This is a genomic window from Streptomyces sp. NPDC050439, from assembly GCF_040655335.1.
In the GTDB taxonomy this organism is placed as follows: Bacteria; Actinomycetota; Actinomycetes; order Streptomycetales; family Streptomycetaceae; genus Streptomyces.
On the sequence record NZ_JBFAJT010000003.1, the window covers coordinates 128,543 to 150,769 of the forward strand.

The 22,227-nt window shown below is 70.3% G+C and carries 26 protein-coding genes; 7 read left to right on the top strand and 19 right to left on the bottom strand.

The features are described from left to right. The first annotated feature begins 3 nt into the window (after nucleotides 1-3). From AB0I66_RS13680 to AB0I66_RS13695, 4 genes are all read left to right on the top strand, one after another. Entirely contained in the window at nucleotides 4-771 is a 768-nt protein-coding gene (locus tag AB0I66_RS13680; protein ID WP_363208017.1) for an SDR family oxidoreductase, read from the top strand. A 168-nt stretch (nucleotides 772-939) separates the two neighbouring features. Beyond that, nucleotides 940-1,167, top strand: coding sequence for a hypothetical protein (locus AB0I66_RS13685; RefSeq protein ID WP_363208018.1), 228 nt, complete (start codon nucleotides 940-942; stop codon nucleotides 1,165-1,167). Nucleotides 1,168-1,231: 64 nt separating this feature from the next. Beyond that, nucleotides 1,232-2,386, top strand: coding sequence for a hypothetical protein (locus AB0I66_RS13690; protein ID WP_363208019.1), 1,155 nt, complete (start codon nucleotides 1,232-1,234; stop codon nucleotides 2,384-2,386). Nucleotides 2,387-2,414: 28 nt separating this feature from the next. After that, nucleotides 2,415-2,861 (top strand): hypothetical protein, encoded by a 447-nt coding sequence (locus AB0I66_RS13695; RefSeq protein ID WP_363208020.1) that lies wholly within the window; start codon nucleotides 2,415-2,417, stop codon nucleotides 2,859-2,861. 52 nt (nucleotides 2,862-2,913) lie between these two features. Here AB0I66_RS13695 and AB0I66_RS13700 read toward each other — a convergent pair whose 3' ends face one another. Further along, nucleotides 2,914-4,374, bottom strand: a complete 1,461-nt coding sequence (locus AB0I66_RS13700) for a hypothetical protein (protein ID WP_363208021.1) — start codon at nucleotides 4,372-4,374, stop codon at nucleotides 2,914-2,916. A 277-nt stretch (nucleotides 4,375-4,651) separates the two neighbouring features. On the opposite strand from AB0I66_RS13700, the gene AB0I66_RS13705 reads away from it, so the two are divergent. Beyond that, nucleotides 4,652-6,517 (top strand): endonuclease/exonuclease/phosphatase family protein, encoded by a 1,866-nt coding sequence (locus tag AB0I66_RS13705; protein ID WP_363208022.1) that lies wholly within the window; start codon nucleotides 4,652-4,654, stop codon nucleotides 6,515-6,517. Between the two features lie 6 nt (nucleotides 6,518-6,523). On the opposite strand, the gene AB0I66_RS13710 is transcribed toward AB0I66_RS13705, so the two are convergent. From AB0I66_RS13710 to AB0I66_RS13735, 6 genes are all read right to left on the bottom strand, one after another. Beyond that, complete coding sequence (locus tag AB0I66_RS13710; protein ID WP_363208023.1) at nucleotides 6,524-7,264, bottom strand: SRPBCC domain-containing protein; 741 nt, start codon at nucleotides 7,262-7,264, stop codon at nucleotides 6,524-6,526. Nucleotides 7,265-7,419: 155 nt separating this feature from the next. Beyond that, a complete protein-coding gene (locus AB0I66_RS13715) occupies nucleotides 7,420-7,980 on the bottom strand; it encodes an antibiotic biosynthesis monooxygenase (RefSeq protein WP_363208024.1) in 561 nt (186 codons plus the stop codon). 77 nt (nucleotides 7,981-8,057) lie between these two features. Then, nucleotides 8,058-8,849, bottom strand: a complete 792-nt coding sequence (locus tag AB0I66_RS13720; RefSeq protein ID WP_363208025.1) for an SGNH/GDSL hydrolase family protein — start codon at nucleotides 8,847-8,849, stop codon at nucleotides 8,058-8,060. Nucleotides 8,850-8,903: 54 nt separating this feature from the next. Next, nucleotides 8,904-9,695, bottom strand: coding sequence for a glucose 1-dehydrogenase (locus AB0I66_RS13725; RefSeq protein WP_363208026.1), 792 nt, complete (start codon nucleotides 9,693-9,695; stop codon nucleotides 8,904-8,906). Between the two features lie 70 nt (nucleotides 9,696-9,765). Beyond that, nucleotides 9,766-10,434, bottom strand: coding sequence for a hypothetical protein (locus tag AB0I66_RS13730; RefSeq protein WP_363208027.1), 669 nt, complete (start codon nucleotides 10,432-10,434; stop codon nucleotides 9,766-9,768). Then, nucleotides 10,431-10,589 carry a hypothetical protein gene (locus AB0I66_RS13735; protein WP_363208028.1) on the bottom strand — a complete coding sequence of 53 codons (159 nt, stop codon included), beginning with the start codon at nucleotides 10,587-10,589 and terminating at the stop codon, nucleotides 10,431-10,433. The genes AB0I66_RS13730 and AB0I66_RS13735 overlap by 4 nt, the downstream gene beginning before the upstream one ends. Nucleotides 10,590-10,798: 209 nt before the next feature. On the opposite strand from AB0I66_RS13735, the gene dapA reads away from it, so the two are divergent. Continuing rightward, on the top strand, nucleotides 10,799-11,710 hold the full coding sequence (dapA, locus tag AB0I66_RS13740; RefSeq protein ID WP_363208029.1) for a 4-hydroxy-tetrahydrodipicolinate synthase: 912 nt from the start codon (nucleotides 10,799-10,801) through the stop codon (nucleotides 11,708-11,710). Between the two features lie 19 nt (nucleotides 11,711-11,729). Here dapA and AB0I66_RS13745 read toward each other — a convergent pair whose 3' ends face one another. The 4 genes from AB0I66_RS13745 to AB0I66_RS13760 form a co-directional block, all read right to left on the bottom strand. Beyond that, on the bottom strand, nucleotides 11,730-12,338 hold the full coding sequence (locus tag AB0I66_RS13745; protein WP_363208030.1) for a hypothetical protein: 609 nt from the start codon (nucleotides 12,336-12,338) through the stop codon (nucleotides 11,730-11,732). A 64-nt stretch (nucleotides 12,339-12,402) separates the two neighbouring features. Continuing rightward, a complete protein-coding gene (dapD, locus tag AB0I66_RS13750) occupies nucleotides 12,403-13,392 on the bottom strand; it encodes a 2,3,4,5-tetrahydropyridine-2,6-dicarboxylate N-succinyltransferase (RefSeq protein WP_363208031.1) in 990 nt (329 codons plus the stop codon). A 95-nt stretch (nucleotides 13,393-13,487) separates the two neighbouring features. Then, nucleotides 13,488-14,033, bottom strand: a complete 546-nt coding sequence (locus AB0I66_RS13755; RefSeq protein WP_363208032.1) for a TetR family transcriptional regulator — start codon at nucleotides 14,031-14,033, stop codon at nucleotides 13,488-13,490. Next, on the bottom strand, nucleotides 14,033-14,371 hold the full coding sequence (locus tag AB0I66_RS13760; RefSeq protein ID WP_363208033.1) for a multidrug efflux SMR transporter: 339 nt from the start codon (nucleotides 14,369-14,371) through the stop codon (nucleotides 14,033-14,035). The genes AB0I66_RS13755 and AB0I66_RS13760 overlap by 1 nt, the downstream gene beginning before the upstream one ends. Before the next feature lie 129 nt (nucleotides 14,372-14,500). Here AB0I66_RS13760 and AB0I66_RS13765 point away from each other — a divergent pair, with 129 nt between their 5' ends. After that, a complete protein-coding gene (locus tag AB0I66_RS13765) occupies nucleotides 14,501-15,601 on the top strand; it encodes a hypothetical protein (protein WP_363208034.1) in 1,101 nt (366 codons plus the stop codon). A 62-nt stretch (nucleotides 15,602-15,663) separates the two neighbouring features. Here the strand turns inward: AB0I66_RS13765 and AB0I66_RS13770 are convergent, their stop codons facing one another. From AB0I66_RS13770 to AB0I66_RS13805, 8 genes are all read right to left on the bottom strand, one after another. Continuing rightward, nucleotides 15,664-15,999, bottom strand: coding sequence for a metal-sulfur cluster assembly factor (locus AB0I66_RS13770; RefSeq protein WP_160504340.1), 336 nt, complete (start codon nucleotides 15,997-15,999; stop codon nucleotides 15,664-15,666). Next, nucleotides 15,996-16,466 (bottom strand): Fe-S cluster assembly sulfur transfer protein SufU, encoded by a 471-nt coding sequence (sufU, locus tag AB0I66_RS13775; protein ID WP_363208035.1) that lies wholly within the window; start codon nucleotides 16,464-16,466, stop codon nucleotides 15,996-15,998. Before sufU ends, AB0I66_RS13770 begins: the two co-directional genes overlap by 4 nt. Nucleotides 16,467-16,482: 16 nt before the next feature. Then, nucleotides 16,483-17,751, bottom strand: a complete 1,269-nt coding sequence (locus AB0I66_RS13780; protein ID WP_363208036.1) for a cysteine desulfurase — start codon at nucleotides 17,749-17,751, stop codon at nucleotides 16,483-16,485. Beyond that, complete coding sequence (gene sufC / locus AB0I66_RS13785) at nucleotides 17,748-18,512, bottom strand: Fe-S cluster assembly ATPase SufC (RefSeq protein WP_363208037.1); 765 nt, start codon at nucleotides 18,510-18,512, stop codon at nucleotides 17,748-17,750. The genes AB0I66_RS13780 and sufC overlap by 4 nt, the downstream gene beginning before the upstream one ends. A 5-nt stretch (nucleotides 18,513-18,517) precedes the next feature. After that, the gene (locus AB0I66_RS13790; RefSeq protein WP_190083272.1) at nucleotides 18,518-18,835 is read right to left on the bottom strand and encodes a bifunctional 3-phenylpropionate/cinnamic acid dioxygenase ferredoxin subunit; all 318 of its coding nucleotides are present in this window, start codon (nucleotides 18,833-18,835) and stop codon (nucleotides 18,518-18,520) included. Then, on the bottom strand, nucleotides 18,832-20,013 hold the full coding sequence (gene sufD / locus AB0I66_RS13795) for a Fe-S cluster assembly protein SufD (RefSeq protein WP_363208038.1): 1,182 nt from the start codon (nucleotides 20,011-20,013) through the stop codon (nucleotides 18,832-18,834). The genes AB0I66_RS13790 and sufD overlap by 4 nt, the downstream gene beginning before the upstream one ends. A 62-nt stretch (nucleotides 20,014-20,075) precedes the next feature. Further along, nucleotides 20,076-21,497, bottom strand: coding sequence for a Fe-S cluster assembly protein SufB (gene sufB / locus AB0I66_RS13800; protein WP_190083270.1), 1,422 nt, complete (start codon nucleotides 21,495-21,497; stop codon nucleotides 20,076-20,078). Further along, nucleotides 21,494-22,225, bottom strand: a complete 732-nt coding sequence (locus AB0I66_RS13805) for a metalloregulator ArsR/SmtB family transcription factor (protein ID WP_363208039.1) — start codon at nucleotides 22,223-22,225, stop codon at nucleotides 21,494-21,496. The genes sufB and AB0I66_RS13805 overlap by 4 nt, the downstream gene beginning before the upstream one ends. Nucleotides 22,226-22,227: the final 2 nt, after the last annotated feature.

Genomic DNA, 22,227 nt, shown 5'->3' on the forward strand with positions numbered 1-22,227 from the left:
TCCATGAACCTGCCAGGCACCGACCGCCGCGTCCTGATCAGCGGCGCCTCCCGAGGCCTGGGCAGAGCCCTCGCCCGGGCCTTCGCGGCGAACGGCGACCGCGTCGCGGTGCACTTCGGCTCGCGCGAGGACGACGCGCGCGCGACGCTCGCCTCGCTCACGGGCGAGGGCCACGTCCTGGTGGGCGGCGACCTGTCCGATCCGGCGGGCGCGGCGGACGTCGCGGAGCGGGCCGCCGACGCGCTCGGCGGCCTTGACGTGCTGGTCAACAACGCCGCCGTGAACCTGCCGCACCCCCTCGCCGACACGTCGTACGAGGACTGGGCGGCGCTCTGGCAGCGGCACGTGTCGGTGAACCTTCTCGCGACGGCCAACCTCAGTCATCTGGCCGCGCGCCGGATGATCGACCAGGGCACGGGCGGCCGGATCGTGAACATCGGCTCGCGCGGCGCGTTCCGCGGGGAGCCCGACCACCCGGCGTACGGGGCGACCAAGGCGGCCGTGCACGCGCTCGGCCAGTCCCTCGCGGTATCGCTCGCGCCGCACGGGATCGCGGTGGCGTCGGTGGCCCCCGGGTTCTTCGAGACCGAACGGGTGGCCCACCGGCTGAGCGGTGACGAGGGCGCGGCGATCCGCGCGCAGAGTCCGTTCGGCCGCGCGGGCACGGCGGACGAGATCGCCGCGGCGGTGCTGTGGCTGGCCTCTCCGGTCGCGGAGTGGGCATCGGGCACGGTCCTCGACCTGAACGGCGCCTCGCATCTGCGTACGTGAACCGAAGGTTCGCCTGTCCGAGCCAGTGGTCGGAAGAATCTTCGTAAACAAGGTCAACAGGAGCAGATCACCCGGAAAGCCAAGATTTCGTGCGGAACGCCTTGACCCGCCCTCCACACGGCAATAGACATCCCCTACCTGCATCACCCGTTGGGGGAGGCGAGCCGCGTGGACGCATCGCAGGCACGCAGCCTCCATGAGGACCGGCTGATGAAGCTGGCCAATGTCAACGGCGTCGGCATCGGCAAGGACGAGCGCTCGGGAACGGACGTGATCGTCGTGTTCGTGACCCGCAAGGTGCCCCGTGACCGGCTCCGGGACGAAGACGTGGTTCCGGCGGTGCTGGAAGGCGTCCCCGTACGCGTACTCGCCATCGGTGAGCCCGCGGCGCAGTAGGACGACCCGCACGAGCCGACCGGAACTCCACCCTTTGACCAAGGGGAAGAGGTGGTCTGGCGTGGTGAGCCAGCCCGAATTGATGCGAGGACCCACCGGCGGTCAGCTCAGCGACAGCTCACGCCGGCAGGCGGCGGGGGACTTCCTGGGCTCCCAGACGTCCCTGTCCAACGTCGTCGGCTTCGGCCACGGCGTGAAGTGGATCGAGGGAGAGCCCACCGGCGAACCCGCGGTCATCGTGTTCGTGACCCAGAAGGTCCCGGAGTCCATGCTGCCGGAGCGGGACGTCATCCCCTCCCAGATGGACGACGGCACCCCCACCGACGTCGTGGCCGTCGGCCACGTCGCCGCGCAGCGCCAGCAGCGCAAGGCGGGGCGCGCCGACGACCGCTCGGCGGCGTTCGGCCCCGACGGCGGCCTGAGCGGGCAGTTCGCGGGTATTTCGCAGCCCATGCTCGAAGAGCTCTCCGGGCTCGGCGCGTTCGAGCCGCAGCTCCTCAAGCGCCGGATGCGCCCGTGCCCCTCCGGCGCCTCGGTCGGCAACGTACGCGTGACGGCCGGCACGCTCGGCAGCGTGGTCTACGACTTCCTGCCCGGCGCCTCGGTCGACCCGCCGGGCCCCGGCCTCGGCATACCGGCGAAGTTCTACATCCTCTCCAACAACCACGTGCTCGCCGACTCCAACCGCGCCCAGCTGGGCAGCGCGATCGTGCAGCCGGGTGTCTTCGACGGCGGCCAGGACCCGGCCGACCGCATCGCGACACTGGAGCGCTTCATCACGATCCAGTTCGCCCCGCAGATCCCGCTGGAGCGGCACAACAACGTCGTCGACGCGGCGCTCGGCAGCGTCGACTTCCAGGACGCGACCCGCGAGACGTACTTCAGCGGAGCCCCGCGCGCCTGGCGCCGCAAGGCGAACGTCGCGGTCGGCGACCTGGTGAAGAAGACCGGCCGTACGACCAACATCTCCTTCGGCCGGATCATCGCCGTCGACGCCACCATCGACGTCAACTACGGCACGGCGGGCACGGCCCGCTTCAAGGACCAGATCCTGACGACGAACATCTCGGCGGGCGGCGACTCGGGGTCCCTGGTGACCTCGCTCGACAACGTCGCGCTCGGCCTGCTGTTCGCCGGTTCCTCGACCGTCACCGTGCTCAACCACTTCGAGAACGTCCGCACGCTGCTGCGGGTCGAGGTCTCCGAACAGCTGGCCTGACCGGTCGCACCACGAGAGGAGGGCTTCCATGACCACTCAGGCACGCAAGCAGAAGGGCCAGGCCCGCGCGGAGCACCGCTTCCACAATCCGCAGGGCGCCGAGGTCAAGACGCGCGACGAGGCGTTCTCCGCCACCCAGGAGGTGTCCGCCGAGGCGGTTGCCACCACCTCGAAGCTGGAGCTGCACAACGGCGCGGTCACCTTCGCGATGGAGGTGAAGTTCAACCCGAACACCTACCCGCACGTGGTCCTCGGCGGGCAGATCACCTCCGGCATCTGCGGCGCTCCGTGGGACATCACGGGCGGATTCATCGGGGACACCATCCGGCTGGACGCCAAGCGCGCCGGCCAGGGTCCCTGCGCCAACACGATCACGATCGTCGGCGAGTACCAGAACCCTCCGGCGTACCGGGGGACGTACGGCTTCAACGGCGCGACGTCGTCGTTCAAGCACACGACGCTGTATCAGTGCTGAGCTGAACCGGACGGCCGCCGGGCCGGGAGCTCCGGCCCGGCGGCTGCCTGCATCACATCCCTTGCTGCGAACGGGCCTTGAAGGCCGCCTTGCGGGCTTCCTTGGCCACCTTCTTGTCGGGGTGCAGCCGCCCCATCGCCTCCAGGACGTCCGCGGTGGCGGGGTGTTCGACCCGCCAGGCCGCGGCGAAGAAGCCGCTGTGCTGCTCCGAGAGGCCCTCCACGAGGCCCTGCAGCTCGTCCGAGTTGCCCTCGGCCGCGAGCTGCGCGGCGATCGTGTCGATGGTCAGCCAGAAGACCAGCGCCTCGGAGGGCGCGGGCACGTCGGCCGCCCCGTGCTCGGCCAGCCACACCCGGGCGAGCCCGCCGAGCTCGGCGTCGTCGAGCACCTCCCGCAGGGCGGGCTCCGCCTCGCCGCCGACCAGCGAGAGCGCCTGCTGGCACCGGAGCCGCCGCAGCGGCGCACCCTCGTCCCCGCCCCGTGCGGCGGCCAGCAACTCCCGTGCCGCGCCGAGCGGTTCGTGCCGGGCGAGCCACTGCTCGATTTCGGCCTGCGCGGCGGCCTGCGGGAAGCCGGCCGTCCCTTCGAGCAGCGCGTCGGCGCCCTTGTCCGCGAGGTCGCCGACCGCGGGGGCGTCCACGCCCGCCTCCAGCATCCGCGCCCGGATGCCGTACACGCCGAGCGGGGTCAGCTTGACCATGCCGTACCGCGTGACGTCCTCGTCGTCGTCCGGCAGCGGTGCCTCGGCCTCGTCGATGTCCACCATGAGGGCCTCGTCGACCGGCTGGTACTCGACGAGCCCGAGCGGCTCGAAGAGCCGGAACTGGTCGTCGAGCTTCATCATCGCGTCCGACACCTGCTCCAGGATGTCGTCGGTCGGCTCCCCCATGTCGTCGGGCACGATCATCGACGCGGCGAGCGCGGGCAGCGGCACCGGGCCCTCGCCCGCCCCGGCCTCGCCCGCGGTGAGCAGGTAGAGGTTGCCGAGCACGCCGTCCAGGAAGTCCGCCTCGGCCTGCGGGTCCCAGCCGAGCTCCTCGAAGTCGACCTCGCCCTTCTCCTCCAGGACGTCGAGGAGGTTGTCCATGTCGGGCACGGTCGCGTCCGAGTAGACGGTGTCCAGGGCGCCGAGCCAGACGGCCAGGATGTCCTGCGGGCTGCCGGAGGTGAGCGCGGCGAGGTCCTCGCCCGCGGCCACCGTGCCCGGCGCGTCCTCACCCTCCGACTCGTCCGCGTCCGTGACGTCCACCAGGCCGGTGTCGACGGCCACGCGCCAGGCCTCGCTCGCGTACGCGGCGGCGTCCGGGTCGTCCGCGGCGAGGCCCAGCTCGGCCGCGGCGGCCGGCAGCTGCTCCTCGACGAGCTCACCGCCCGCCCCGACACGCGTCTCGGGGCCCGCCCAGCGGGCGAGCCGCGCGGCGCGGGAGAGCAGCGGCGTGGCGAGCGCGGCCCGCGCGAGTTCCGCTTCGGAGTGCAGCAGCACCGGCGGCAGGGTGGCGGGACTTACGGACATCGGCTGGTTCTCCTCCGAAGGATGGGGCGTCCCCTGCTCGGGCGGGGCCGAGCACCCGGGGAAAGGTCTGCTGGACCGAAGCCTAGACGGATTTCGACCCATGCCGCCCGGTTCATGTCCCTGTCAGGAGACATACATGGTGAGAACACCCGCCGAACCTTGACAACTCCCCTGGGCACGCAAGAGATTGACGCGCGTAGAGCGCTGGGTGCCCACCGGCCCGTCCCGCTCGCTCTCACCCTCGTCATACGACCTCACCCTCATCCGGAGTTCCTCGATGCCGCACATATCCCGTGCCACCCGGCCCGCCGTGAGATCCGCCGCCGTCTCCACCGTCGTGGCCACCGCCCTGGCCGCCGGTCTGCTCGCCGTGAGCACCTCCTCCGCGTCCGCCGCCGAGGTGCGCGTCCACGACATCCAGGGCACCACCCGCCTCTCGCCCCTCGCGGGGCAGCAGGTCACGGACGTGACGGGCATCGTGACCGGCGTCCGTACGTACGGCTCGAAGGGCTTCTGGATCCAGGACCCGAAGGCCGACGCCGACCCCGCGACCAGCGAGGGTGTCTTCGTCTACACCGGTTCGGCCGCGCTGACCGTGCGGGCCGGTGACGCGGTCCGCGTCTCCGGGACCGTCGGCGAGTACGTCCCCGGCGGCGAGGCGTCCGGGAACCAGTCCCTGACCCAGCTCACGAAGCCGACGGTGACGGTCGAGTCGTCCGGCAACAAGCTGCCCGCGCCCGTCACGGTGACCGCCAAGTCGGTGCCCTCCGCGTACGCGCCCGACGGCGACCCCGCTGCCGGCGGCGACATCAGCGCGCTGCCCCTGAAGCCCCGGTCGTACGCCCTGGACCTGTACGAGTCCCTGGAGGGCATGAACGTGCGCGTCGGCACCTCGCGCGTGGTCGGCGCCACCGATCCGTACTCGGAGCTGTGGGTCACCGTGAAGCCGCACGAGAACGCCAACCGGCGCGGCGGCACGGTGTACGGGTCCTACGACGACCAGAACACCGGGCGTCTGCAGATCCAGCAGCTGGCTCCGGTCTCCGAGCGTCCCTTCCCGAAGGCGAACGTCGGCGACTCGCTGTCCGGTGGCGCCGAAGGGCCCCTGGACTTCAACCAGTTCGGCGGCTACACACTGGTCGCGCGGACGCTCGGCGAGGTCGAGGACAAGGGGCTCGTACGGGAGAAGACGCGGCGCCAGGCCAAGGGTGAGCTCGCCGTCGCGACGTACAACGTCGAGAATCTCGACCCCTCCGATCCGCAGACGAAGTTCGACGCGCTGGCCGGGGCCGTCGTCACGAATCTCGCCTCGCCCGACATCCTCGCCCTGGAGGAGATCCAGGACGACAACGGCGCGAAGAACGACGGGACCGTCTCGGCGGAGGCGACCCTGAAGAAGTTCACGGACGCGATCGTCGCCGCGGGCGGGCCGCGCTACGCGTGGCGGTCCATCGACCCGGAGAACAACAAGGACGGCGGGGAGCCGGGCGGCAACATCCGCCAGGTGTTCCTCTTCAACCCCGAGCGGGTCTCCTTCACGGACCGCGGCGCGGGTGACGCGACGACGGGCACGGGGGTCGTACGGTCCTCCGGGCGCGCCGCGCTGACGCTCTCCCCCGGGCGCGTCGACCCGGCGAACACCGCGTGGGCGGACAGCCGCAAGCCGCTGGCCGGGGAGTTCCGCTTCCGGGGGCGCAGCGTGATCGTGGTCGCGAACCACTTCGGGTCGAAGGGCGGCGACGAGGGTCTCACCTCTCGGCACCAGCCGCCGGTGCGCTCCTCGGAGGCCAAGCGGCTGCGGCAGGCGCAGTCCGTGAACTCCTTCGTGCGGGACGTGCGCAAGGCCGAGAAGAACGCGGACGTGGTGGCCGTCGGTGACGTGAACGACTTCGAGTTCTCGGCGACGACGGCCGCGCTCGAAGCGGGCGGCGCACTGAGGTCCGCCGCCAAGTCCCTTCCCCGCTCGGAGCGTTACTCGTACGTCTACCAGGGCAACTCGCAGGTCCTCGACCAGATCCTGACCAGCCCGGGAGTGGGGCGTGCGGGGTCGAAGGGCTTCTCCTACGACAGCGTGCACATCAACGCGGAGTTCGCCGAGCAGAACAGTGACCACGACCCGCAGGTGCTGAGGTTCAAGCCGTAGCCAGGGTCACGCGTAGAGCCTGAGCAGCCAGTCCCGCCATGCCATCTCGGTGCCCTTGGCGTCCGCCTGCGGCGCGAAGTCGTGGATGCTGATGCCCACCGGGGCACCGAAGTGGTTGCGGCCGAAGAAGCGGTAGAGCGCGGTGTCCGTGCGCAGGCCGATGAAGTGCCTGCTGCGGAAGTCGACCATCGCGTCGAGGGCTTCGCCGGGGGCGTCCACCCGTACGCGGGCGCCCTCGGACGCGTCGTCGGGCAGACCGAGGCGGCGGCCCAGCTTGACGAAGGCGTGCGGGGCGGTGGAGGGGGCGGGCCCGTCGAGGGTGGTGAAGGTGAGGGGCAGGCCCATGAAGTACGTCAGGTACTGGCGCAGGGTGTGCAGGTAGAAGTCGGTGTGCTTGCTGGCTCCCTCGTACTGGTTGTCCCAGTCGTCGGTGAGGATGCCGCTGTGCACATAGCGGACCCAGGAGCGGCGGCCGCCGTCGCGGGGCTCGATGACGCGGTCGAGCCGGTTGACGGTCTGGCCGGGCGGGAGACCCTCGGGGTCGTCGACGCGGTCGGTGAGGCGGTGCGGTGGCTCCCAGTGGGTGACGATGCCGCCGTGCGGGGCGGCTCCGCCCTCGCGGGGTTCGTACTCCACCAGGGGCCACAACCAGCCGCCGGTGCCGGTGGTGAACGCGTCCCAGACCTCGGCGGGAGAGGCATCGACCTCGAACTCCCGCTCGATCTCAAACTCCTTGCCTGCGGTCATGGCGGCCCCCTGACGTCCCGAATCGCTTCAACATCCCACCGGCACCCCTCCCCGTCCAGGGCACCGGTGGGGCCGGGGAAGGGGCGTGCGACAACCGGGCAGGGAGTGCGTGGTGGGCGAGAAATCGCCATCCTCGGGGCGTACGGCCACGAGGATCAGCGGGGCTCGATCGCGTACGCCAGGCGGTAGGTGCCCTCGTCGGGCAGCTCTTCGCCGCTCTCCCACTCCTCATAGCGGATCACCCGGCCGCCGTCCGTCGTCACGTGGAAGTGGGCGGAGATCAGGCCCGGCGCCGCCTGCGCCCCCGCTTCCCCCTCGGCGATCACGACCACCCGGGCCACCCGGTCGTCACCGGCCGCCCGCGCCGTCCCGTCCCGCAGCCGCGTCTTGTGCAGCCCCAGCCGTTCGATGCCCGGCACCGCCTCGTCGATCTCGCCGTTCCGCTCGTCCCTGCCGTTCGCGAAGAAGTCCTGGTACGCCTCGTCGTCCCGCCAGTGCGAGCGGTGCGCCACCGTCGAGCCGTCCGCCCCGGCGTACACGGTGTACGAGAGCAGGCCCTCGTGCGGCCACGGGCGGCTCCCCCAGGCCGTGGCGATCGCCTCGACGGTCGCCCGCTGCCGCTCCGGCGCACCCGTGCTCCAGGTGCTGAGGAAGACGAGGCCGTCGTTCGCGCGGGCCGGGTCGGGGAGGGTGGTGGCGTCGACGTGTGCCTTCATGGCCTGCTCCTTCAGTGTGTGGCCGGGCCCCGCTCGGCCCGTTGCCCCACAGCCTGTGACCTCAAGCAACCTTGAGGTCAAGCCCGTTCAGGAGAACCGGTGACCGGTCCGAGCTCGGGACGCTTCGCCGCACGCCCGTCGCCCGACGAGCGCCCCCGGACGCGTCGCCACAGCCACGGGCCCATGAACCCCGCGAACCACGCCGTCTCCGCCGCCACCGCACGCAGCGCGGAGACCGGGGGCGGCGGGGGCAGCAGCGGCCGCACCCAGTCCTCGTGGCCGGGGACGCCCAGCGCGTCCGCCATGCCCGCGGCGATCCGGGCGTGCCCCAGCGGGCTCGCGTGCAGCCGGTCGGTGCTCCACAGCCGCGGGTCCGTGGTGACCCGGTGCGGGAACGTGTCGAGGACGACGACTCCGTGGCGGTCAGCGGCCGCGCGGATACGGGCGTTCAGGTCGAGCACGCGGGGCAGCGCCCGGCGCGCGAGCGGCGAGATCCGACCGAGGTCGGGGAAGGTCACGGTGGCCACGCGCGCGCCCGCCGCGGTCAGCGCGGTGAACATGTCCTCGATGTCACCGGCCACCCGCGCCGCGTCGAAGCCGGGGCGCACCAGGTCGTTCATGCCCGCCATGACCGTGACCAGGTCGGGGCGCAGCGCGAGGGCCGGGGCCAGCTGCTCGGCCTTGATGCGGGCCGTCAGCCTGCCCCGCACGGCGAGGTTCGCGTATCCGAACCCCGGGTTCCCCTCGGCCAGGATTTCGGCGAGCCGGTCGGCCCAACCGCGGTACCCGTGCACCTCGTCACCGTCGCCGACCCCTTCCGTCTGGCTGTCACCGATCGCGACGTAACGGGTGTACACATGCGTCGTCATGGCCAGAGCTTCCCCGCGGAGTCGGGGAACGTCAACGCGGCGATGACGCGCCGGTCACAGGAGGTGGCCGCCGCCGTCCACCAGAAGGATCTCGCCGGTGATGTACGAGGCGTTCACCAGGTCGAAGACGGCGTCCGCGATGTCCTGGGGCCGGCCGACGCGGCGCAGCGGGAGCCGCGCCGCCGTCTCCTCCATCGCGGACTCGATGCCCTCCACGCCGTCGAACCACGGGGTGTCGATCATGCCGGGCGCGACCGCGTTGACCCGTACGTCCGGGCCGAGCGTCTTGGCGAGCAGTTTCGTCATGTGGTTCACGGCGGCCTTGCTGACCGAGTACGGGATCGAGCTGCCGCCGGGACGTACGCCCGCCTGCGAGGAGATGGTGACGACGCTGCCCGTGCCGCTCGCCCTGAGGTGGGGGACGGCGGCGGTGATCGTCTGCCAGACGCCGATGACGTTGATGTCGTACAGGTCGCGCCAGACCTGGGGGTTCGCGGACTCGAGGTCGTCGTGGGGGATGAAGCGCGTGGCTCCCGCGCAGTTGACCAGGATGTCCAGACGTCCGTAGGCCTCGACCACGGACCGGACCAGGCGCTTGGCGTCGTCCTCGTCGGCGACGTCCGCCCGGACGTAGCGGGCGTCGGGGAGTTCGGCGGCCAGTTTCTCGCCTGCCTCGACCGAGCGGGCGGAGTTGAGCACCACGCGGATCCCCGCAGCGGCGAGGCGTCTGGCCACCTCGGCTCCGATGCCCGACGAGGAGCCCGTCACCAGCGCCACGCGCGTCTCCGGCGCCGGCCCCGTCCGGTTGTCGTTCGCTGTCCCCGCGTGGTCGTCGTTCTTGTTCATCAAGCCTCATGCCTTCGTCATGTCGGCCTGTCGCACCCCGCGCCGATCATGCCAGAGGCTCTACGGGGGCCTACTCCCGCCCGTCCCCGGCCAGCCGGGCCAGCTCGCCCTGGAACACGTCGAGCCGGGCCTGCAGCAGCGCGGCCTCCGCTATCAGCTCGGGCACCCCCATGGCCTCGGAGGGCGACCCCGGCACGGACTCGGGGCCCTCTGCGGTGACCGTGAGGCCCTCCCCGGCGCGGCGGGCGAACTCCGCGAGGCGCATCGACGTGCGCCTGCCCACGCACACCGCGCACACCCCCTCGACCACCCGCCACCCCGGCCTGCCCCACCCCGCGTCCGCGAGGACCGAGGCGCGCGCCCCGCAGCGGCAGGGCTGCACCGTCACGTCGCGCACCCGTTGGCGCGCGTACCGGAAGCCCCGCTCGAAGCGGATGTACGCGCCGAGCACCGTGACCCGCAGCAGCGCCGCCCCGCGGTGTTCGGCGGTGCACAGGAAGGCCTGGGCCGTGGCGCGTTCGTGGACGCAGTGGAACCCGCAGTCGCAGCGGCGGTGCGGGGCCGCGTGCCGCCGCCCGTAGACGCAGCCTGCCTCGTCGAGCACGCCGTAGGGCAGGGCCGCGCCCAGGGAGACGCCGGTGAAGCCCGCCCGCGCGCCGTCCTGGGACAGCGCGAGGCGGGCGATCTTGTATCCGGTCGGCGGCTCCTTCGGGCGTTCCGCGGGGAGCCGCAGCCTCACCGGGCCGCCGGGACCTCGGCCGCCTGCTCCGTGGCCATCGACGTCGGCGCCGGTTCGGGCTCGGACTCCACGTGCTGCTCAAGGTCTTTCTGCCGCAGCCGCTCCTGCGGGTCTTCCTCGGCGATCCCGGTGGCGAGTGCTTTGCCCAGCCTCATGACGCCTCCTGTGGCCGACCGCCGAGCGGCCGTCCGTCGACTACCGTCGGGGCCCATGGTGGCGCATACGGGGGCGAGTTGGCACTAGGTCCCGCCCCGCTCACCGCCGACGCAAGGCCACCTCGACCGGCCACTCCTCAGCATTGCTGTCGTATACCTCGTAGCAGAATTAAGTGGAGCTTCAGCGTCGGCGTACCGACACTGCCCCTATGACCTCACCCTCATCGACGGCTCCGGCCCCGGCTCCGGCCCCTCCCCTCGGCCGCGCCCTCTGCGCGATGGTCACGCCCTTCACGGACGACGGCGTGCTCGATCTCGACGGCGCCCAGCTGCTCGCCGACCGCCTGGTGGCCGAAGGCTGCGACGGGCTCGTCCTGTCCGGCACCACCGGCGAGTCCCCCACCACGTCCGACGACGAGAAGGCCGCGCTCGTACGCGCCGTCGCCGAGGCGGTCGGCGACCGGGCGTCGATCGTCGCAGGCGTCGGCAGCTACGCCACCCGGCACACGGTCGAGATGGCGCTGCAGGCCGAAAAGGCGGGCGCGGACGCCCTGTTGGTGGTCACGCCCTACTACAGCAAGCCGCCACAGGACGCCGTCGAGGCGCACTTCCTCGAGGTCGCCGACGCGACAGGACTCCCGCTCGCGCTCTACGACATCCCGGGGCGCACCGGGACGCGCATCGAACCGGACACGATGCTGCGGCTCGCGGAACACCCGCGGATCGTCGCCGTCAAGGACTGCGCATACGACTTGATGGCCACTCAGAAGGTGCTGTCGCAGACCGACTTGGCGTACTACACCGGCTGCGACGAGCTCATCCTCGCGCTGTACGCGGTGGGAGGCGTCGGCTACATCAGCACGGTGGCCAACGTCGTACCGCGCCGTCTCCGCTCCATCATCGACGCGTTCGACGCGGGCGACACATCCGGGGCCCGCCGCCTCCAGCAACAGTCCATGGACCTCATCGAGTTGATGATGGGCGCAGGCCTCCCGGGCACGGTCACCTCAAAGGCACTCCTGAACGCCCTCGCCCTGCCCGCCGGCCCGGTCCGAGCCCCCCTGCGCCCCGCCGACCACGAGACGACCGACGGGCTCCTTGCCGCATACGAAGCGCTGTGACGCGGCCGGCGGCGGCGATTCAGCCCGCGGCGGGGAACCCCCCGGCCTTGGTCCACAGGAGCGTTTCGTCGCCCCGGCTGAACGTGACCTTCTTGCCCCCGGTGGCGACGGCGATCTTCTCCCAGCCGTCGAAGTCCTTCGTGAGGTGCGTGGCCCACTTCGTCAGCGGGCCCGTGGCGACCGCGGCGACCGACTCGGTCGGCGGCTCACCGTCGGCGCAGTACACGCCGAAGTCCCCGAAGGCCGCGACGGTGCCGTCCTTGGCCTTGAGCGTGATGCCCTGACAGGCGTCGGTCTCCGTCTTGTACACGACGGCCGACTTGGACCAGCCCTTGGCCTTGGGGCTGTAGTCCTGCACGAAGAGCCCCTTGCCCTTCATGTAGTGCATCGCCACGCGTCGCCCGTCGGCGAGCTTGACCTGCGCGTTGAAGGGGCTGGGGCTGCCGCTCCAGTGGATGTCGCTCTTCTCCAGCGGATACGAGTGGCTGCCCGTCGACACCGGGCTGACCTGCTGCGGAGCGCCCCGGCCGATGTCCTCGGCCCGCCCCTCGCCCTGACCGCATCCGGCCACGAGCCCAAGTGCCGCCACTGACCCGAGGGCCAGGGTCCGGATCCCCGTTCGGCGCATGTCTGTCTCCTGTCGTCCCGCGCAGCATACGCAGCCGCGCGGGACGACAGGGATACGCGGTACGTCAGTTGTGGCTGTGCAGCACGTCGTTCAGGCCGCCCCACACCGCGTTGTTCGGGCGGGCCTCGACGGCGCCGGTGACCGAGTTGCGGCGGAAGAGGATGTTCGAGGCGCCGGAGAGCTCGCGGGCCTTCACGATCTGCCCGTCGGGCATGGTCACGCGGGACCCGGCGGTGACGTAGAGCCCGGCCTCGACGACGCACTCGTCGCCGAGCGCGATGCCCACGCCCGCCTCGGCGCCGATCAGGCAGCGCTCGCCGATGACGATGCGGACGTTGCCGCCGCCGGAGAGGGTGCCCATCGTGGAGGCGCCGCCGCCGATGTCGGAGCCGTCACCGACGACGACACCGGCGGAGATGCGGCCCTCGACCATGGAGGTGCCGAGCGTGCCCGCGTTGAAGTTCACGAAGCCCTCGTGCATGACGGTCGTGCCCTCGGCGAGGTGCGCGCCGAGCCGCACTCGGTCGGCGTCGGCGATGCGGACGCCCTTCGGGGTGACGTAGTCCGTCATGCGCGGGAACTTGTCGACGGAGGTCACCGCGAGGTGCAGGCCCTCGGCGCGGGCGTTGAGCCGGACCTTCTCGACGTCGTCGACGGCGACCGGGCCGAGCGAGGTCCACGCGACGTTCGCGAGGAAGGCGAACTGGCCGTCGAGGTTCACGCCGTGCGGCTTGACCAGGCGGTGCGAGAGCAGGTGCAGGCGCAGGTAGACGTCGTGAGCGTCCACCGGCTTCTCGTCGAGGGACGCGATGACCGTACGCACGGCGATGGTCTCCACGCCACGGCGGGCGTCCAGGCCGATGGCCTTGGCCGCGCCCTCACCGAGCAGCTGCACGGCACGCTCGGCGGTGAGCCGCTCGGTGCCTGCGGGGCCCGCTTCGGCGACGAGCTCGGGCGCGGGGAACCAGGTGTCGAGGACGGTGCCGTCGGCGGTGAGGGTGGCGAGGCCTGCGGCGACGGCGCCGGTGGTGCGGGAAGCGTTCGTGTCGGTCATGGGGAAAACCTAACGGTCACCGCACCACCCGGGCGAACCGGTCTCAGCCTCCGGGCCGGAGAGCTTCGGGGGTGGCGGCCGGCCCCCGGTGGCGGTCAGCCGTCGTGCGGGATCAGCCGGCCCAGCATCTCGCGGGCGTAGGCCTCGTCGTACACGCCGTCCGTGAGCAGTACCTGGAGGCAGATTCCGTCCATCAGGGCGACCAGCGCCCGCGCGGTGGCCTGGTCGGTGCGTTCGGCGAAGACCTCCGCGAGTCCGTCGCACCAGCAGGCGGCGACCGGCCGCAGGGCGGGCCTGCGCAGGGCGGCCAGATACAGCTCGTACTCGAGCTCGATCCCCGTGCGTTCCTGGCCGAGCCACATCCCGAGCACCTCGGCGATCTCAGCGGCGAGGTCCACCCGGGGGTCCTGGAAGCCGCCCCGGCTCGCGACGACCTTCGCGAAGCCCTCGTTGGCCTTCTCCAGCGCGGCCAGGAGCAGCTCGTCGAGTGTCTTGAAATGGTAGGTGGTGGACCCGAGCGGCACATCGGCCTCGGCGGCCACCGAGCGATGGCTGAGCCCGCCTATCCCCTTCTCCCCCACCACCCGGATCGCGGCGTCGATGATCCGCGTACGCCGCTCGGGGTCGTAACGGCGGGCCATCAATGCGCACCGCCCAGGTTCAGCAGGACGACGCCCGCGATCACCAGGGCGATCCCCGCGATCTTGGCCAGGCCCGCGGACTCACCCATGAAGATCATGCCGATGGCGGCGACCGCGGCGGTCCCGATCCCGGCCCAGATCGCGTAGGCGGTGCCGACGGAGAGCGTCTTCAGGGTCTGTGCGAGCAGCGTGAAGGCGATCAGATATCCCGCGACGGTGATCAGCGAGGGCCAGAGCTTGCTGAACCCCTCGCTGTACTTCATGGCCGTGGTCCCGGCCACCTCCGCCACGATCGCCCCGGCCAGCAGTCCGTATCCCATGCGTACGAGTGTACACATCGTTGCGTACGGCCGTACATAACGACGGTGACCGGAGCGGGCTAAGGTGACGCGATCACTGTGGGGGGCCACAGGAGCGACGCGGCGGGAAACCGCACGAGAACCACGAGAACACGGAGCACAAGAGCGATGTCAGACACATCGGGGTGGGGACCACAGGCGCCTTACGGCGGACCGCCGGGGCCGTACGGAGCGCCACCCGGCTGGGGCTGGAACGGCTACGGCTGGACCCCGCCACCGCCGCCGCCCAAGCCCGGTGTCATACCCCTCGCGCCGCTGGGCGCCAACCACGTCATCGGCGGCGCGTTCGCGACGATGCGGCGCTACGCCAGGCCGCTGTTCGGCACCGCGGCCGCCGCCTACGGTCTGCTCGCCCTCGTCGCCGTGGCCGGCGGGACGCTCGCCTACCTCGCGACCCGCGAGCACCTCAGCGTCATGAACGAACCCGGATCGGACTTCTCCTGGGACGAGGGCAGGCCGATCCTGATCGCGTTCGGCCTGGTGTGGCTGGTGTTCATGCTCGCCACGCTGACCGTCAACTCGTTCATCCAGGCAGCGTGCGCCGCCACGCTGCACGAGGCGGTGCTCGGCCGCCCGGCGACGTTCGGCGCGGTCTGGCGCAGGGCCTGGTCGCGGACACCGTCCGTGCTGGTGGTGACCCTGCTGCTCTCGATCGTCCTGATGCTGCCGGTGGCCGCGTTCGCGCTGCTCTTCCTCTCGCTCCTCTTCCTGATGATGACCCAGTCGATCATCCCCATCGGCCTGGTCTTCCCGCTGTTCCTGGTGACGCTGCCGCTCGCGGCCTGGCTGTACGTCCTGTTCGCCTTCGCCCCGGCCGCCGCGGCCCTGGAGACGGCGGGCCCGTTCACGGCGTTGCGGCGCTCCGTACGCCTGGTCCGGGGCGCCTGGTGGCGCACCTTCGGCATTTCACTGCTCGCGGGTCTCATCGTGATGGGCATCTCCCTCGCCCTGCGCATCCCCCTGCAATTCGCCGCGCCGAGCCCGCCCCCGATCGACCCGGACGACTCCGCGTCGGCCTATTTCCTGGATCAACTGCGCTCCCAGTTCGGCCTGTTCGCCCTGTTCTCCCTGGTCGCCACGTTCGTCACGCAACTGGCGGCCAGCGTGTTCCTGCCCCTGGTGACCGCCTTGCTCTACATCGACCGGCGCATCCGCAAGGAGGGTCTCGCGCACACCCTGGCGCAGGCCGACTCCCCGCAAGGGAGCTGAACGCGGTTCGGCCCCCTGCGCACCAGCGCAGGGGGCCGAACCGGAAAACGACCTGTCGAACCTCAGACGTTGAACCCGAGCGCCCGAAGCTGCTCGCGGCCGTCGTCCGTGATCTTGTCCGGGCCCCACGGCGGCATCCAGACCCAGTTGATCCGGAGCTCGTTGACGATGCCGTCGGTGGCGGACTTCGCCTGGTCCTCGATGACGTCCGTCAGCGGGCAGGCCGCCGAGGTGAGCGTCATGTCGATCGTCGCGATGTTCGCGTCGTCGACGTGGATGCCGTAGATCAGGCCGAGGTTGACGACGTCGATGCCCAGCTCGGGGTCGACCACGTCGTACAGCGCCTCGCGGACCTCTTCTTCCGAGGCCGGCTTGGTCAGCGTTTCGTTCTCGCTCATGCGGTCTTCCTCTCAGCGACGTCTTCGGTACCCAGTGCCTGCGCCGTCGCGTCCTTCCACGCCATCCAGCTCAGCAGAGCACACTTCACCCGCGCCGGGTACTTCGAGACCCCGGCGAACGCGACGGCGTCCTCCAGGACCTCCTCCATCTCGTCGTCGGGCTCCAGCTTGCCCTTGGACTGCATCAGCTCCAGGAAGACCTCCTGGACCTTCTGCGCCTCGGCGAGTTCCTTGCCGACCAGGAGGTCGTTCAGGACGGACGCGCTGGCCTGGCTGATGGAGCAGCCCTGCCCCTCGTACGACACGTCGGCGATCGTCGACCCGTCGTACTTGACGCGCAGCGTGATCTCGTCGCCGCACGTCGGGTTGACGTGGTGCACCTCGGCGTCGCCATCACGAAGACCGCGCCCGTGCGGGTGCTTGTAGTGGTCCAGGATGACTTCCTGGTACATCGAATCCAGCTTCACGTTCCCAGCCAGCCCCTCAGCCGAAGAAGTTCCGTACGTGCTCCAGGCCGTCGACGAGAGCGTCGATCTCGCCGGGCGTGGAGTACAGATAGAACGACGCTCGCGTGGTCGCAGGAATTCCGTAACGGAGGCAGACGGGGCGGGCGCAGTGGTGACCCACGCGGACCGCGATGCCTTCCTCGTCCAGGACCTGGCCCACGTCGTGCGGGTGGATGTCGCCGAGCGTGAAGGAGATCGCGGCGCCGCGGTCCTCGGCCGATGCCGGGCCGATGATCCGGAGGTCGGGGACCTCCAGGAGGCGCTTGACCGCGTACTCGGTGATCGCGTGCTCATGAGCGGCGATCTTGTCCATGCCGATGGCCGAGAGGTAGTCCACGGCCGCGCCCAGGCCGACGGCCTGGGAGACCGGGGGCGTGCCCGCCTCGAACTTGTGCGGCGCGGGAGCGTAGGTCGACGAGTTCATCGACACGGTCTCGATCATCTCGCCGCCGCCGAGGAAGGGCGGGAGGTCCTCCAGGAGCTCCTGCCGTCCCCACAGCACGCCGATGCCCGTCGGGCCGAGCATCTTGTGGCCGGTGAAGGCCACGAAGTCGGCCTGCAGCGCCTGCACGTCGAGCACCATGTGCGGTGCCGCCTGCGAGGCGTCGATGAGGACGAGCGCGCCGACCTCCTGCGCACGGCGGACGATCGCCTCGACGGGGTTCTGCGTGCCCAGGATGTTCGAGACCAGGACGAAGGAGACGATCTTCGTCTTCTCCGTGATGATCTCGTTCATGTTGGACAGGTCGAGCCGGCCGTCGTCCGTGAGACCGAACCACTTCAGCTTCGCGCCCGTGCGCTGCGAGAGCAGCTGCCACGGCACGATGTTGGAGTGGTGCTCCATCTCCGTGATGACGATCTCGGTCTCGTGGTCCACGCGGTAGGGCTCGTCGGCCCAGCCCAGCATGTTGGCCACGAGGTTGAGCGACTCCGAGGCGTTCTTGGTGAAGATCACCTCGTCGCGGCTCGGCGCGTTGATGAACGCCGCGACCTTGTCACGGGCGCCCTCGTAGAGCGCCGTGGCCTCCTCCGCGAGGACGTGCACGCCGCGGTGGACGTTGGCGTTGTGCTTCTCGTAGTACTCGTTGAGTACGTCGAGCACCTGGCGCGGCGTCTGGGACGTCGCCGCGTTGTCCAGGTAGACGAGCTTCTTGCCGTCGTGGATCGTGCGATCCAGGATCGGGAAGTCCTTGCGGATCGCCTCGGTGTCGAGGAGGCCGGAGAGCCCCTGGTGGGCCACTGTCACGCTGATACGCCACCCTTCGTGTAGGCCTCGTAGCCCTCGGCCTCCAGCTTGTCGGCGAGCTCGGCGCCGCCGGATTCGGCGATGCGGCCGTTCGCGAAGACGTGCACGAAGTCGGGCTTGATGTAGCGCAGGATGCGCGTGTAGTGCGTGATCAGCAGGGTGCCGACCTCACCGGTCTCACGGACGCGGTTGACGCCGTCGGAGACCTGGCGCAGGGCGTCGACGTCCAGGCCGGAGTCGGTCTCGTCGAGGATTGCGATCCTCGGCTTGAGGAGCTCCATCTGGAGGATCTCGTGGCGCTTCTTCTCGCCGCCGGAGAAGCCCTCGTTCACGTTGCGCTCGGCGAAGGCCGGGTCCATCTGGAGGGTCTCCATCGCGCCCTTGACCTCCTTCACCCAGGTGCGCAGCTTGGGGGCCTCGCCGCGGATCGCCGTCGCCGACGTGCGCAGGAAGTTGGAGACCGAGACGCCGGGGACCTCGACCGGGTACTGCATGGCGAGGAACATGCCGGCGCGGGCACGCTCGTCGACGGACATCTCAAGGACGTCCTCGCCGTCGAGGGTGACGGTGCCCTGGGTGATCGTGTACTTGGGGTGACCCGCGATGGAGTAGGCGAGCGTCGACTTGCCGGAGCCGTTCGGGCCCATGATGGCGTGCGTCTCGCCCTGCTTCACGGTGAGGTCGACGCCCTTGAGGATCTCCTTCGTGGCGTTGTCGGCCTCGACGGTGACGTGCAGGTCTCGGATTTCAAGCGTTGCCATGTGCCTCAGGACTCCTGGGTGAGGGAGACGAGCACATCGTCCCCTTCGATCTTTACGGGGTATACGGGGACGGGGCGCGTCGCGGGAAGACCGGACGGCTTGCCGGTGCGGAGGTCGAAGGCGGAGCCGTGCAGCCAGCACTCGATCTGGCAGTCCTCCACCTCGCCCTCGGAGAGGGAGACGTTCGCGTGCGAGCAGATGTCGTTGATCGCGAACACCTCGCCCTCGGTGTGGACGACCGAGACCGGCGTGCCGTCGAGTTCCACCCGCTTCGGGGTGTCCTCCGACAGCTCGCTCAGGCCGCAGGCGCGTACGAAGGTCATGCGACCGTCGCCTCCAGCTCCTCTTCGATCTTCGCGATGAGGCGCTCCTCGACGTCCGGCAGACCGATCTGCTGGACCAGCTCGGCGAAGAAGCCGCGGACGACCAGGCGACGGGCCTCGTCCTCCGGGATACCGCGCGACTGGAGGTAGAAGAGCTGCTCGTCGTCGAAGCGGCCGGTCGCCGAGGCGTGGCCCGCTCCGACGATCTCGCCGGTCTCGATCTCGAGGTTCGGCACGGAGTCGACGCGGGCGCCGTCGGTCAGAACCAGGTTGCGGTTCATCTCGTACGTGTCGGTGCCCTCGGCGGCGGCCTCGATGAGGACGTCGCCGATCCACACCGCGTGGGCGTCGTCGCCCTGGAGCGCGCCCTTGTAGACGACGTTCGACTTGCAGTGCGGCTGGTTGTGGTCGACCAGGAGGCGGTGCTCCTGGTGCTGGCCGGCGTCGGTGACGTACAGGCCGAGGAGCTCGGCCTCGCCGCCCGTGCCCGCGTACTCGACGCGGGGGTGCAGGCGCACGACGTCGCCGCCGAAGGTCACGACGACCGACTTGAAGGAGGCGTCCCGGCCGATCAGCGCGTTGTGCTGCGCGATGTGCACGGCCTTGTCGTCCCAGTCCTGGACGGAGACGACGGTGAGCTTGGCGCCGTCGCCCAGGAGGTAGTCGACGTTGGCGGCGAGCACGGCGTCACCGGTGTGGTCGATGACGACGAGGGCCTCGGCGAACGCGCCCACCTCGATGACCTGGTGCGCGAAGGCGGTGCCGCCCTCGCCGTGCACGGCGATCCGGATCGGCTCGGTCAGGACCGTCTCCTTGGGGACGGTCACGACCGAGGCCTTCTCGAAGGACGAGTAGGCCTGCGCGGCCACGCGGTCGACGGGCTTGCCCGCCTTGCCCACGCGCGCGTCGTCACGGCCGACGGTCTCCTGGGTCACGCCCGCCGGAGCCGTCACGTCGACGCGGATGCCGCCGGTGGCGACCGCGGTGCCGTCGTGCAGCCCGCGAAGGCGCTCCAGCGGCGTGAACCGCCACTCCTCCTCGCGGCCGTGGGGGACGGGGAAGTCCGCCACGTCGAAGGACGGGGGAGCGCTCATGCGGGTCGCGACGGTGGACTCGGCGGCCACCGCGATCGATCCGGCGGTGGTGGAGCCCACCGGGATGTTCTGAGCCTCAGCCATGGCTGTCGTCGTGCTCTCTCTCTGGGTAAAGAAGTCGGTCGCTGCGGGGACGGTGTCCGGTCTTAACCGACCGAACCCTCCATCTGCAGCTCGATCAGCCGGTTCAGCTCCAGGGCGTACTCCATGGGCAGCTCCTTGGCGATCGGCTCGACGAAGCCGCGCACGATCATCGCCATGGCCTCGAACTCCGTCAGACCGCGGCTCATCAGGTAGAAGAGCTGGTCGTCGGAGACCTTGGAGACGGTCGCCTCGTGACCCATGGACACGTCGTCCTCGCGCACGTCCACGTAGGGGTACGTGTCCGAGCGGGAGATCGTGTCGACGAGCAGCGCGTCACACAGGACGTTCGACTTCGATCCGGCGGCGCCTTCGCCGATCTCGACGAGACCGCGGTAGGAGGTGCGGCCGCCGCCACGCGCCACGGACTTCGAGACGATGTTGGAGGACGTGTTGGGCGCCATGTGGACCATCTTCGATCCGGCGTCCTGGTGCTGGCCCTCGCCCGCGAAGGCGATGGACAGCGTCTCGCCCTTGGCGTGCTCGCCCATCAGGTAGACGGCGGGGTACTTCATCGTCACCTTGGAGCCGATGTTGCCGTCGATCCACTCCATGGTCGCGCCCTCGTACGCCACGGCGCGCTTGGTGACCAGGTTGTAGACGTTGTTCGACCAGTTCTGGATCGTCGTGTAGCGGCAGCGGCCGCCCTTCTTCACGATGATCTCGACGACCGCGGAGTGCAGCGAGTCCGACTTGTAGATCGGCGCCGTGCAGCCCTCGACGTAGTGGACGTACGCGTCCTCGTCGACGATGATCAGCGTCCGCTCGAACTGGCCCATGTTCTCCGTGTTGATGCGGAAGTAGGCCTGGAGCGGGATCTCGACGTGCACGCCCTTGGGGACGTAGATGAACGAGCCACCGGACCACACGGCGGAGTTCAGCGACGCGAACTTGTTGTCGCCGACGGGGATGACCGTGCCGAAGTACTCCTTGAAGAGCTCCGGGTGCTCCTTCAGGGCGGTGTCCGTGTCGAGGAAGATGACGCCCTGCTCCTCCAGGTCCTCACGGATCTGGTGGTAAACGACCTCGGACTCGTACTGGGCCGCGACACCGGCGACGAGGCGCTGCTTCTCCGCCTCGGGGATGCCGAGCTTGTCGTACGTGTTCTTGATGTCCTCGGGCAGGTCCTCCCAGGACTCCGCCTGCTTCTCCGTGGACCGCACGAAGTACTTGATGTTGTCGAAGTCGATGCCGGAGAGGTCGGAGCCCCAGTTCGGCATGGGCTTCTTGTCGAAGAGGCGCAGGCCCTTGAGACGGAGCTTGGTCATCCACTCCGGCTCGTTCTTCTTGGCCGAGATGTCCTTCACGACGTCTTCGTTGATGCCGCGCTTGGCGGACGCCCCGGCCACGTCGGAGTCGGCCCAGCCGTATTCGTACGTGCCCAGACCCTCGAGTTCGGGGTGGGCAGTCTCCGTGGGGAGCGTCATGCGGGGTTCCTCCCGGCCTTGCTTGCGGATGCTTTGTCAGTGGTCTGTGACGACTGTGGGGTGTTGCGCGGGATGAACGTCGTGCAGACGCCGTCGCCGTGGGCGATGGTGGCGAGCCGCTGGACGTGCGTCCCGAGGAGGGCGGAGAACATCTCTGTCTCCGCCTCGCAAAGTTGTGGGTACTGCTCGGCGACGTGGGCGACCGGGCAGTGGTGCTGGCACAGCTGCTCGCCTACGGGGGCCGTGCGGGCCGTAGCAGCGTACCCGTCGGCGGTCAACGCCTTCGCGAGAGCCTCCGTGCGCTGCTCGGGGGGCGCCGCGTCCATCGCCTTGCGGTAGACCTCGGCCTGGGCCGTGATCCGCTCGCGGGCGAAGTCGACGACCGCTCCCTCGCCGTGCCGCTCACTGATCCAGCGCAGGGCGTCGGCTGCGAGCTTGTCGTACGACTGGTCGAAGGCGTCCCGGCCGCAGTCGGTGAGCGCGAAGACCTTGGCGGGGCGTCCGCGCGTACGTGCGCCGTAGATCCGCTGCTCCCGGGGCTCGACCACGTTCTCGTGGGCGAGGGTGTCGAGGTGCCGGCGCACGGCGGCCTGGGTCAGCTTGAGGCGGCCCGCGAGGTCGGCCACCGTGGAGGGGCCGTGGTCCAGGATGGACCGCGCGACCCGGTTGCGCGTAGACCGCTCCCCGGTCGCGAGTTCCTCCTGCGGAGCCTCGCCGACGTTTTTCACAA